This window comes from Photobacterium lutimaris (genome assembly GCF_003025555.1).
GTDB classification, from domain to species: domain Bacteria; phylum Pseudomonadota; class Gammaproteobacteria; order Enterobacterales; family Vibrionaceae; genus Photobacterium; species Photobacterium lutimaris.
This window is the reverse complement of the sequence record NZ_PYMH01000023.1, coordinates 12,719-25,055: the sequence shown is the minus strand read 5'-3', so window position 1 is coordinate 25,055 and position 12,337 is coordinate 12,719. Positions and strand designations below refer to the sequence as shown.

Genomic DNA, 12,337 nt, shown 5'->3' with positions numbered 1-12,337 from the left:
AACGCTATAGTTATGTTTTTTATGAGTCGTAGTTAAATAAAACCGCTCTATATAATTTAATGATAAAAATATAAAGCGGCTTATCATAGATATGGCGTATTATAAATTGGCTGCCATGGCTTCAGATTTATTGGATGTCATCACGAACCGTAATTCACCGCCAGCTTTAAATTCTTCATGTTTAAAGGTATTAAATTTGTCCAGCGGTTTTCCATTGATTGTCACCGATTTTACATATAGGTTGTCCGGACCATTATTTTCGGCGATCACTCTAAATGAGCCGCCATCCACCGTCATGGTAGCCTGATCGAAAATCGGACGACCAATGGTATATGTCGGATCCGTTGGTGAAATCTGATAGAAGCCAAGAGTTGACATGATGTACCACGCTGACATTTGGCCTACGTCTTCGTTACCAATAATGCCGTCTGGGGTCGGCTTGTAAAACTCATCATACACTTGGTCTAGGTATTCCTGAGCCTTGTAGGACTCTTCCGTGCGGTTATACAAGTAAATAACATGATGTGATGGCTCGTTACCGTGGATGTACTGGCCAATGAAACCGGTCATATCCTGGTGTGCATCACCACCATCCGGATCAGCATTAAACAGGTTATTGAGCTTATCGTTCAGTCCTTGCGTACCGCCCATAATTTCTGTCAGCTTGTCGAGATCTTGCATGAACGCCCACTGCCATTGCCAAGCGTTGCCTTCGGTATACCAGAACATATCCGCATGGTATGGGTCGAATTTATCTGATGCTACATGTTTCTCGCAAGTCTGCCATTCGACAGGGACGAAGAAGCCGGTGCCATCGTCGTTACCTGCTTCTGCATCCCAATGGTTAAGCGAGTAGTACGAACGAGCTTTGAATTCATCGTAGAGATCGGTTTCGCCGGCGGCTTTGGCCATTTCGGCGATAGTCCAATCATAGTAAGAGAATTCAAGCGCGTATGAGACTGAATTCCAGTTCGGCACCCCAACACACTGATAGTTTTCATGGTAGGACAATTGCCCAGCCATGACGGCTTGCAGCGTATGATCTGGGATCTGCGGAAAGTCATACGGGCGGTAGTATGCTGATTTAATGGAAGCATCCAAGCCTGCCTTGGCATCCACAAGTCCTTTGGTCACCGCATCCCCAACGATGGCAGCTGCAGGGTAACCTATCATTGTTCCGGTTTCTATGCCATGGCCTTCCCACTTAGGCAGCAAGCCGAACTCGTTCGATTTGCGGATTAAGTCTTCTGCGTAATTGGTAGCTTGCTCTGGATCGATGATAGTCCACAGAGGATGTACGGCACGGAAAGTATCCCATGTCGAGTAAATGGAGTAGTTTGGGGTATCCCCTTCTTCCAGGCGCCTTTCTTTGCCGAGCATATCGCGGTAACGCCCATCGACGTCATAGAACTCGATCGGTGCAATCATCATATGATACATACCGGTATAGAAGTTCGTCTTCTCCACTTCCGATCCGCCTTTGACTTTGATGCGTGATAATTCTTTGGCCCAGGCGTATTCCGCGTCTCGTTTCACTTTGGCAAAATCGAAATCGGGCGCTTCAGCTTCAAGGTTATTACGAGCACCATCCCAGCTTACAGGGGACAGCGCGACACGTATTTCTAGCGGCTTGTCAGCCTTGCCGAAATCGAGGTGAACCTTTTGATCGGCATTGGGCATGTTGATCGAGCCGTAGACTGTGCCTTGCTTCATTTCAGAAGGAGCGCCGCCATCGCGGATAATCATCGCCTCAGCAACCGGCTCATTAAATTTGGCATAGAAGAAAATATCTTGGCCTTGGAACCATCCAGTAGAAGTGCGGCGGCCACGCAGGGTGTATTTATCAACAAGTTCCACACGGTTGAGCAATGATTCACCATTGTTCGCTAGGATCGTATGGCCAATGTCGACTTTGATCTTACGGTCAGCATCTTGAGCAAAGGTATATTTGTGGTGGCCAACACGCTTTGTTGTGGTTAGCTCCGCTTTGATGTCACCCTCATTTAGAGTCACTGTGTAGTAACCGGCGGATGCATCCTCATTTTTTTTATCAAAGGTATTTATTTCTGAATCAATATCATCAGAGTATGGAAGTATAAGGATATCGCCTAGATCCGAGGCCCCCGTGCCAGATAAATGGGTATGCGAAAAGCCATAAATACCCAGTTGGCGATCAATGACTTCACCACCTTCGGAATAATCTGATGGGTCCCAATAACCGGACGCCGAGTGCCAGGGGTTGTATCCCGCTTCGTGGCCAGCTTCGGTGCCAATAAAAGTATCGGGTGAGAGCTGAACCATCCCCGACGGTACTGTTGCTCCGGGGAAAGTATGGCCACTTGCGGCAGTTCCGATCATGGGATCGACAAATTTCAAAACGGCGGTATCAACGATGGGAATTGCCGGAATCGTTTTATCTGTTGATGAATCGGAATTACAGCCAGTAAGAGCTAAAGCCACAGCGATAGCGCAAGGCATTATTTTATTTCTCATGATTATTCCTTGTGATTTCAAAGATGTTACGGTGAGGTAGCATCAATACTGTTTGAGTTTGAAAATTGGATCATAGCTGCAGTAATATATATTTCTTCTCTTGTTTATCTGTCTATTTGAATGTGATACAAGCTACTCTCAACTTGTATTTTTAATACAATATGTTAATTACTCAGGCGGCAAAGCCATTTGATGCTCACAGTTAAATTGTGCTTATAGTGTCAATAATTCGTTTTTGTCCGTGTTATATGGTGCAATAAATGTGTTGTATTTCTTTATTACAATGACTGTTGAATATTTCAACATCGTACTATAGCGATAACGTTGCCTATAGATGATTTTTATAACATTTACTGGACAATTAATACGTCGATAACAGAGTGTGAAAATGATCACTTCCTATTGTTGTTAGGACGAATAAAGCCATGAAGTTAACAGGCAGAAAAGGATTTTAACTTTAAATTTTAACGGCAGAATTTAGTAAGCTCAGCTTTATATGATCAGTAGCTGCGATATTCGGTTGGGGTTTTGCCTGTTTTTCGTTTGAACACCCTGCAGAAATAATTGGGGTCATGATAGCCACAGCGTTGGGATATTTCTTCAAGCCGGAAGTTGTAACGTTTTAGCATGAACTTGGCGCGCTCGAGCCTTACCCAAGAGATATAATCGGCAAAACGCATATGGCCTTCCTGGCGGAATAGACGCGATAAGTGATTGGGTGAAATATTAAATCTAGCTGCAACCGTATTGCGGTTAATGTTGCGGTGGAAGTTTTCTTGCACGTAAATGCATATGCCCTTGAACAATTCTTCACTGCGTCGGCTGGTATCTTTAGGTGGATTTTTTATCATTTCCTTGCTGTAGCTTAGCAAGGCTAGCAGTAAGTATTTATCAACTGGCTGTTTTTGTTTCTCATGAGCCAAGGTGGTCAAAGCTGCCAGGATATGTTCAACGGCATGTCCAGTACGTTGCGGGACACTGTATTTTACCACATCATAAAAACCGTCTTCGTTTTCGTGCTTACTAACGAGGCTGAAACCTAGCTGGCTCTTACCAAATAATAAGCTAAGAACGGAGCATTCATGCTGCCAACTGGGCTTATTCCAAGCGTTGGCAGGAATAAACAAAGCATCACCGCTTCTAAGGTAGATAGTGTCGAGTTTCTGGTGATGATTTTCTAACTGGTTTTCATAACGTCCGTTAAATACAAGCTCTAAGCGCGGAAAATTAACTTGGTAACTGGCTTCTGGTGGCGGTGTGGTATCCCCTGCAAACCATATCTGGTTGAAGGAATCACCGTCAGAAATTGCATTGTCGAGAATATCGGCGAAGGTATTTTGCATTATACTCTTTTGTCTTTTATGAAACCGTAGGGATGGAGGTATTTTAGTGCTATCTTTCTGGCGGCAAGTTAGTTATTGCTCTTTTGATTATAGGTTTCATTATAAATATATAATTCTCTACATAATGTTATGTCCATACCAATTAATAAAATGAATTATACAGATGAATACCACGGCATTATGATTAGGCTTCGTGGTATTCATGGCTGTAATGTTACGGGCTAGGCTTGTGCAAGGTGCGCTTCAATTTTATCCATAATTTGAGGGGCTTTCTTCACCGCATCAGCCACGCCGATACGGACTGTTTTTTTGCCTTTGAAACGCTCTTCGTTTTTAATCGCGATATCTTTGGTCAGGATGATGATGTCAGCATCCTCTACTTCAGATGACAAAATTTCATTTTCTATGCCGATGGAGCCCTGGGTTTCAATTTTCACTTCCCAGCCTTTGGCTTTTGCGGCTATTTCCAGTGCTTCTGCTGCCATGTAGGTGTGGGCAACGCCCGATGGGCAAGAGGTTACGCCAAGTAGTTTCATCATGTTTCTCCCGAAATTTGGTTTAATCGAATTCTAATTCAAGGGTGTCTTCCGCCTTTTCTTCTTTGGCGTCTTGACGTTGTTCTATAGGTTTTTTCAATGCATTAACCATAAGGGCCGTGGTGAGGGCACCGGCGGCGATACCGACGAGGTAGAACAGACGTCCGTCCACTACTGGCAGTACAATCAGGCCGCCCCACGGCGCATGGTTTAAAACATTGAACATAAAGCCAACCACGTTACCGACCATACCGCCGACGACGATGGAAGGAAGTACGCGCATTGGGTCGGCGGCAGCGAAAGGAATCGCGCCCTCGGTAATGCCGATACAGCCCATGATGCCAGCGGCTTTGCCGGCTTCGCGCTCTTCATCGGTGTAACGTTTTGGTGATAGTAGGGTCGCAAGGAACATCCCCAGTGGCGGCACACAGATAGCGATACCGACACCACCCATCAGCCATGGCTGAGTACCCACTTGGGTTTGTGCGAACAAGGTAGCGACTTTGTTGATTGGGCCGCCCATGTCGAAGGCCGTCATGCCGCCAAGTACCATCCCCAGTATGGCTTTAGACGCGCCGGCCATACCTTGTAGCCACAGGTTCATGCTTTCCATTGCCATCGCGATAGGCGTACCGATCACCCAGATCACCAGACCGGAGACAATAAAGGTACCGCCGATAGGCAGGATAAAGTAGGTTGAAACGGCTTTGAGTTTGTTTGATAGCGGAATTCGCTTTAGCTGCAGGACGACATAGCCGGCAATGAAGCCAACGATGATGGCGCCAAGGAAACCAGCCTGTACCTGATTGGCAAGGTAAGCACCAATCATACCCGGTGCAAGGGCTGGTCGGTCCGCGATTGAGTAGGCAATATAGCCACCGAGTACAGGTACAAACAGGGTGAAACCTGCGATACCCATGTCCCAAAGTCCTTCTAGGAATACGCCTTCTGGTACCGCACCTTTACCTCCCAGCATGACAGACAGAGCGAGTAATACCCCGCCCGCGACCACGAAGGGGAGCATGTGGCTGGTACCCGTCAATAAGTGTCTTTTTAACACCGACAGTTGGCTTTTCATTTCGAATTACTCCATGTTGTTATGGTTTATTTTTTTAGTTGGCTTGGCTGCCAACGCAATAGGGTTGAGCAATGTTCAGAGACAGAATGCTGTCTGGATGGCTGTAATTATGGGGCGGGTAACAACACGAAACTATTGGATAAATAGGCCATTAGCTGGACTTTTGTATCCTCCGAAATGAGATGTGATTTAGCTCTCAGCCCTTGGGTGAGCGTGATCACTAAATCGCTCTGAGAAATGGTTTTCCGGGTGTGTAGAGGTATTAAAAGTCCAGTTGCTGAGGAAAAATCCAGCAACGTACAGGAGAGAGGGGCGTGTTTTAATATAGATTGCTGGTTTTTTATTAAAATTTCACGGGGTTGGTGGATATCTAAGCAGTTGAATCTTTGAGGGGTTTACAAGGTCAATCGCAGCGATTAATATACACCGCACTTACGGAGAGATGGCTGAGTGGTTGAAAGCACCGGTCTTGAAAACCGGCATACGTTTGTAGCGTATCTAGGGTTCAAATCCCTATCTCTCCGCCACATTCTAAAAGTTTGACCAAGGTTGAGCTTTACAAAGAATTGGAGCGGTAGTTCAGTTGGTTAGAATACCGGCCTGTCACGCCGGGGGTCGCGGGTTCGAGTCCCGTCCGCTCCGCCACTACAACGAAGCCTCGTCAGAAATGACGGGGCTTTTTTGTATGCGTTGAGTTTAGGCGTTCGCCCTTCGGTCGAATGAGTCCCGGTCGAGTGCGACCCCAGCCGTTCCGCCACTACAACGAAGCCTCGTCAGAAATGACGGGGCTTTTTTGTATGTGTTGAGTTTAGGCGTTCGCCCTTCGGTCGAATGAGTCCCGGTCGAGTGCGACCCCAGCCGTTCCGCCACTACAACGAAGCCTCAGCAGAAATGCTGGGGCTTTTTTGTATGTGTTGAGTTTAGGATTGCAACGCGATCGCCTGGATTGCTGCGAGTCATTTCAGCTTGGGGACCAAGATAAAACGAAAAAACCACTTCTGATTGCTCAGAAGTGGTGTCGTAGTGTCGACAAAAGAACGATACGGCTTAAGGCTGAATAAATTCCTTATGCTGTCTCGGCTGTCTCGGCTGTCTCGGCTGCCTTGGCAGGTGCTGGGTTGCGGATTAAGTAATCGAAAGCACCTAAGCTTGCTTTGGCTCCTTCGCCCATCGCGATAATGATTTGTTTGTACGGGACTGTGGTTACGTCACCCGCTGCAAATACACCTTTCATAGACGTTGCACCGTGTGCGTTAATCTCGATTTCACCGCGCGGTGATAGCTCAACCTCAGTGCCTTTCAACCATTCGCTGTTTGGCATCAGGCCGATTTGAACAAAAATACCTGCGAGTTCGATTTCTTTTAGCTCACCGGTGTTACGGTCTTTGTATTCAAGGCCTGTTACTCGGTTACCATCACCCAGAACTTGCGTTGTCTGAGCCATCTTGATGATTTCGATGTTCGGCGTTGCGTTCGCTTTATCAATAAGCACTTGGTCTGCTCGAAGCGTATCAGCGAATTCAAGAACCGTTACATGCTCAACGATACCGGCTAGGTCGATAGCTGCTTCAATGCCAGAGTTACCGCCACCGATCACGGCTGTTTTCTTGCCTTTGAACAATGGGCCATCGCAGTGTGGGCAGTAAGCAACACCTTTGTTGCGGTACTCTTGTTCACCAGGAACATTCATCTCGCGCCAGCGTGCACCTGTACTTGTGATCACAGTGCGAGCTTTCAATACCGCGCCGCTTTCTAGTTCCACATGGATATAACCATCGGCTGTTTTTTCTGCGTCGATGATGTTGGCTGCGCGCTGCTCAGTCATTACCTCGACGCCGTATTCCTTCACGTGCTCTTCCAGGCTTGCGACTAGCTTAGGGCCAGTCGTCGCTTTCACCGAAATAAAGTTTTCGATAGCCATGGTGTCCATCACTTGGCCACCAAAACGCTCAGCCACGACACCGGTGCGAATGCCTTTACGGGCTGCGTAGATAGCTGCTGAAGAACCCGCAGGGCCACCACCGACAACGAGAACATCAAACGGCTCTTGCTCGCTAAGACTGGCTGCTTTCTTCTCTGCCGCGCCGGTATCGACTTTGTTCAGGATTTCTGCCAGTGACATACGGCCCTGGCCAAAGAGTTCACCGTTAATGAACACGCTTGGCACCGCCATGATGTCGCGAGACTTCACTTCATCCTGGAATGCTGCACCATCAATCATGGTTGTTTTAATAAGCGGATTAATAGCAGACATCATGTTGAATGCCTGTACGACCTCTGGGCAGTTCTGGCACGACAGTGAAATATAGATCTCAACGTTCAAGGGCTGGTTAAGTGCTTTGATTTGTTCGATGGTTTCCGCTTCGAGCTTTATCGGGTGAGCGCCACTATGGAGCAGGGCAAGTACCAGAGACGTAAACTCATGTCCCATCGGCAGGCCGGCAAAGCCAATTGCTGTGCCTTTTTCTTTGTTCACCACCTGCATGATTGGCTGACGCGAACTGGCACTGTCATCACGGGTGACTTCAATTTTGCTTGTTAGCGATGCAATATCATCTGCCAGCGCTTGAAGTTTATTTGCGGTTTCGCTGCCGTCAAGGCTAAGTACTAGCTGTACATTTGTTTTAAGGTTTTCTAGGTATGCTTTAAGCTGCTGCTTCATTGCTTGATCTAACATCATCGTGCCTACTCTTAAATTCTGTTTCTTGGTATTGACCAATACCTTCTTGCTTTAAAGGAATATAAAAAGGGGGCGCAAGTCGGCAAACATATTGTGGGATGGATTGTCTTTGGCTGCGGATAGCTTGTTTAGGGGCGGCACGCCCCAGCCCTTTAGGAGGTAGGCCAAAGCGTGCCTGTCAAACTGAATAGTGTCCGCTATTCAGTTGATTCTTTATTAGATTTTACCAACTAGGTCCAGAGATGGTGCTAGAGTCTCTTCACCTTCTTTCCATTTTGCTGGGCAAACTTCACCTGGGTTAGCGGCTACGTATTGTGCTGCTTTAACCTTGCGTAGTAGGTCTTCAGCGTCACGGCCAATACCTTCAGCAGTGATTTCCATTGCTTGGATAACGCCTTCTGGGTCGATTAGGAAAGTAGCGCGGTCTGCAAGACCTTGACCTTCACGCATCACGTTGAAGTTGTTAGTGATAGTGCCAGTCTGGTCACCGACCATGAAGTACTCGATAGTACCAATCTTGTCTGAAGTGTCGTGCCACGCTTTGTGAGAGAAATGCGTGTCAGTTGATACTGAGTAAACTTCTACGCCACGAGACTGAAGTTCTGCGTACTTTTCCTGAAGGTCAACAAGTTCTGTTGGACATACAAACGTGAAATCTGCTGGGTAGAAGAAGAATACAGCCCACTTACCTTTTACGTCCTGCTCTGTGATGTCTACAAACTCGCCGTTTTTGAATGCAGTCGCTTGGAATGGTTTGATTTCTGAATTGATCATGCTTTAACTCTCTTTCTCATTTATCGTGTTTGACGCTGTCCCGCGTCGATGGAGCTATAATGCAATGCCACCGGAAAATTTAGAAATCGGACGTTTCTATTGATTTGATAGGCGATACCTATATTCCGCCATGCCTCTCTGCTCGGTAAGTTCAGCTCATCCAGTGTCGTATTGAAAACCTTGCCATCGAGTGCCGAGAGAAAGTGCGCTTTCTTGCCCAAATGGGGAACAATGCTACCTCGTGGAATGCCCGTTATGGTTCATGGCTTAATTAATGGGTCTGATATTTATTGATGAGGATAGAGAAGAGCCTGGGGACTATAGGGCTAGATGCAAAAAAGCCAGGCGACGGCCTGGCTTTGAAAGGTAATGGCTATTTACACTTACGCAAGTAGCTCTTTAGCTGTCTCAACGACGTTCTCGGTTGTGAAGCCGAACATCTTGAATAGCTCGCCTGCAGGTGCAGACTCACCGAAGCTTGTCATACCGATGATACGGCCGTCGAAACCAACGTATTTGTACCAGAAGTCAGCAATACCCGCTTCGATAGCAATACGCGCTGTCACGTCAGATGGCAGTACCGCTTCACGGTATGCTGCATCTTGCTTGTCGAATGCATCTGTAGCTGGCATAGAGACTACGCGTACTTGCTTACCTTCCGCCGTTAGCTCAGCGGCAGCACTTACTGCTAGCTCAACTTCAGAGCCGGTTGCGATAAGGATAAGCTCTGGCTTGCCTTCACAATCTTTCAGGATGTAACCACCCTTAGCGATGTCAGCCACTTGTGCTTCAGAACGCGGCTGCTGGGCTAGGTTCTGGCGTGAGAAGATCAGCGCTGTCGGGCCGTCTTTACGCTCGATAGCCAGTTTCCAAGCCACTGCGGATTCAACCTGATCACATGGACGCCATGTGCTCATGTTTGGAGTCAGGCGAAGTGATGCAATCTGCTCAACCGGTTGGTGAGTCGGACCATCTTCACCCAGACCGATAGAATCGTGAGTGTATACCTGGATGTTCTGCACTTTCATCAGTGCGGCCATACGCATTGCGTTACGCGCGTATTCCATGAACATTAGGAAAGTTGCACCGTATGGGACGAAACCACCGTGTAGTGCGATACCGTTCATGATCGCGGTCATGCCGAATTCACGTACACCATAGTGGATGTAGTTGCCAGAGAAGTCATTCGCTTCTAGTGACTTAGAGCCAGACCACATCGTCAGGTTAGAAGGCGCAAGGTCAGCAGAGCCACCCATGAACTCAGGCAGGATCGCCCCGAATGCTTCTAGTGCGTTCTGAGATGCCTTACGTGATGCGATATTAGCAGGGTTAGCTTGAAGGTCAGCAATGATTGCCGATGCTTTTTCTTCCCATTCAGCAGGAAGATCACCGTTTACGCGGCGTTTGAATTCAGCTGCCAGCTCAGGGTGTGCTGCTTCATAAGCGGCCAGTTTTTCATTCCAAGCTGCTTCTTTTGCTGCGCCCGCTTCTTTCGCATCCCACTCAGCTGCGATGTCAGCAGGGATTTCGAATGGACCGTGGTTCCAGCCTAGGAATTCACGTGCTGCTGCGATTTCGTCGTGGCCTAGTGGTGCGCCGTGACAGTCGTGAGAGCCAGACTTGTTAGGTGAACCAAAACCGATGATAGTTTTAGTACAGATCAGTGTTGGACGAGGATCTGCTTTCGCTGCTTCGATAGCTGCGTTGATTGCGTTTGCATCGTGACCGTCTACAGCTGGGATTACGTGCCAGCCGTACGCTTCGAAACGCTTAGGCGTATCATCAGAGAACCAACCTTCAACGTGACCGTCGATAGAGATGCCGTTGTCATCCCAGAATGCGATCAACTTGCCCAGACCTAGGGTGCCCGCAAGAGAACATGCTTCGTGAGAGATCCCTTCCATCAGACAGCCGTCGCCCATAAAGGCATAGGTGTAGTGGTCTACGATGTCGTGGCCGTCACGGTTAAACTGTGCAGCCATGGCTTTTTCTGCCATTGCCATGCCCACAGCATTGGTGATGCCCTGGCCTAGTGGGCCGGTTGTGGTTTCAATACCCGGCGCATAACCATATTCTGGGTGGCCTGGTGTTTTAGAGTGAAGTTGACGGAAGTTTTTCAGATCGTCAATTGATAGCTCGTAACCTGTAAGGTGAAGCAGTGAGTAGATCAGCATTGAACCGTGGCCGTTAGACAGCACGAAGCGGTCGCGGTCAGCCCACTCAGGGTTTTGTGGGTTGTGGTTCATGTGGCCACGCCACAACACCTCGGCAATATCAGCCATACCCATAGGTGCACCTGGGTGACCAGAGTTTGCCTGCTGTACACCGTCCATGCTCAGGGCACGGATTGCATTTGCCAACACTTTACGTTCCATATTTGTATCCACTATGAATTTGTCTTAATCGAAAAAGGAAGAAAGCGGCAATCGGCCGCTTTCTAAATTATATCTGCAGGGTTACAGGCGCTCTGCAATCATGGTTTCAAGTTTGCCCTGATCGACAGCGAAGTTACGGATACCTTCTGCTAGTTTCTCAACAGCCATTGGATCTTGGTTGTGATCCCATAGGAACTCAGCGTGAGTCATTGCTGCAGGGCGTTCTTTAGTGCCGTTAGAGTCGATTAGCTTCTCTACAACTTCCCCTTCTGCTGCTTCTAGCTCCGCTAAAAGTTGAGGTGCGATAGTTAGACGGTCACAACCCGCAAGTTCTAGGATCTCGCCGATGTTACGGAAGCTTGCGCCCATAACGACAGTCTTGTAACCGTGCTCTTTGTAGTAGCTGTAGATGCTAGATACAGAAATCACACCTGGATCTTCTTGAGCGTCGAAGTCACGACCTTCTTTGGCTTTGTACCAGTCCATGATGCGGCCAACAAATGGAGAAATCAGGTAAACACCCGCTTCGGCACAAGCACGCGCTTGAGCAAATGAGAATAGAAGAGTCAGGTTACAGTTGATACCTTCTTTTTCCAGTACTTCCGCAGCGCGGATACCTTCCCATGTAGAAGCCAGTTTGATCAGGATGCGGTCATTTGTAATACCGGCATCGTTGTACATTTTGATCAGCTGACGCGCCTTGGCAATGCTGCCTTCAGTGTCGTAAGAAAGACGGGCATCAACTTCGGTCGAAATACGGCCAGGGACCACGTTTAGGATCTCTTTACCAATGCTGACGGCTAGCATGTCACAGGTGTCTTGGATTTGTTGTTCTTTGTTATCACTCTGTGCTTTTGCGTAAGCAATGGACTGTTCGATAAGAGGTGCATATTCAGCAATTTGAGCCGCTTTAAGGATCAGCGATGGGTTAGTGGTCGCATCTTCAGGCTTGTACTTACTGATAGCTTCAATATCGCCGGTATCAGCAACAACAGTTGTTAGCGCGCGCAGTTGTTCCAGTTTAGTGCTCATAAATATCGACCTTATCCTCGTTGGGC

General features: G+C 47.7%; 8 protein-coding genes and 2 tRNA genes. 2 read left to right on the top strand and 8 right to left on the bottom strand.

Features of this window, described 5'->3' with window-relative positions; all coding sequences use genetic code 11:
• Window positions 1–99: 99 nt before the first annotated feature.
• From C9I99_RS25920 to C9I99_RS25905, 4 genes are all read right to left on the bottom strand, one after another.
• Window positions 100–2,496, bottom strand: coding sequence for a GH92 family glycosyl hydrolase (locus C9I99_RS25920; protein ID WP_420849270.1), 2,397 nt, complete (start codon window positions 2,494–2,496; stop codon window positions 100–102).
• A gap of 497 nt (window positions 2,497–2,993) precedes the next feature.
• The gene (locus C9I99_RS25915) at window positions 2,994–3,836 is read right to left on the bottom strand and encodes a helix-turn-helix transcriptional regulator (protein ID WP_107351727.1); all 843 of its coding nucleotides are present in this window, start codon (window positions 3,834–3,836) and stop codon (window positions 2,994–2,996) included.
• Window positions 3,837–4,057: 221 nt separating this feature from the next.
• On the bottom strand, window positions 4,058–4,372 hold the full coding sequence (locus tag C9I99_RS25910; protein ID WP_107351726.1) for a PTS fructose-like transporter subunit IIB: 315 nt from the start codon (window positions 4,370–4,372) through the stop codon (window positions 4,058–4,060).
• 22 nt (window positions 4,373–4,394) lie between these two features.
• Entirely contained in the window at window positions 4,395–5,450 is a 1,056-nt protein-coding gene (locus C9I99_RS25905) for a PTS fructose transporter subunit EIIC (RefSeq protein ID WP_107351725.1), read from the bottom strand.
• 436 nt (window positions 5,451–5,886) lie between these two features.
• Between C9I99_RS25905 and C9I99_RS25900 the strand changes: the two genes are divergently transcribed.
• Window positions 5,887–5,977: transfer RNA gene (locus C9I99_RS25900), tRNA-Ser, on the top strand.
• A gap of 41 nt (window positions 5,978–6,018) precedes the next feature.
• A tRNA-Asp gene (locus tag C9I99_RS25895) sits at window positions 6,019–6,095 on the top strand.
• Window positions 6,096–6,516: 421 nt separating this feature from the next.
• On the opposite strand, the gene ahpF is transcribed toward C9I99_RS25895, so the two are convergent.
• The 4 genes from ahpF to tal all read right to left on the bottom strand — a co-directional run bounded on the left by ahpF (window position 6,517) and on the right by tal (window position 12,311).
• Window positions 6,517–8,127, bottom strand: a complete 1,611-nt coding sequence (gene ahpF / locus C9I99_RS25890; protein ID WP_107351746.1) for an alkyl hydroperoxide reductase subunit F — start codon at window positions 8,125–8,127, stop codon at window positions 6,517–6,519.
• A 219-nt stretch (window positions 8,128–8,346) separates the two neighbouring features.
• Entirely contained in the window at window positions 8,347–8,904 is a 558-nt protein-coding gene (ahpC, locus tag C9I99_RS25885; RefSeq protein ID WP_107351724.1) for an alkyl hydroperoxide reductase subunit C, read from the bottom strand.
• Window positions 8,905–9,287: 383 nt separating this feature from the next.
• Window positions 9,288–11,279, bottom strand: coding sequence for a transketolase (gene tkt / locus C9I99_RS25880; protein ID WP_107351723.1), 1,992 nt, complete (start codon window positions 11,277–11,279; stop codon window positions 9,288–9,290).
• Window positions 11,280–11,360: 81 nt separating this feature from the next.
• Complete coding sequence (gene tal, locus C9I99_RS25875) at window positions 11,361–12,311, bottom strand: transaldolase (RefSeq protein WP_107351722.1); 951 nt, start codon at window positions 12,309–12,311, stop codon at window positions 11,361–11,363.
• Window positions 12,312–12,337 lie beyond the last annotated feature (26 nt).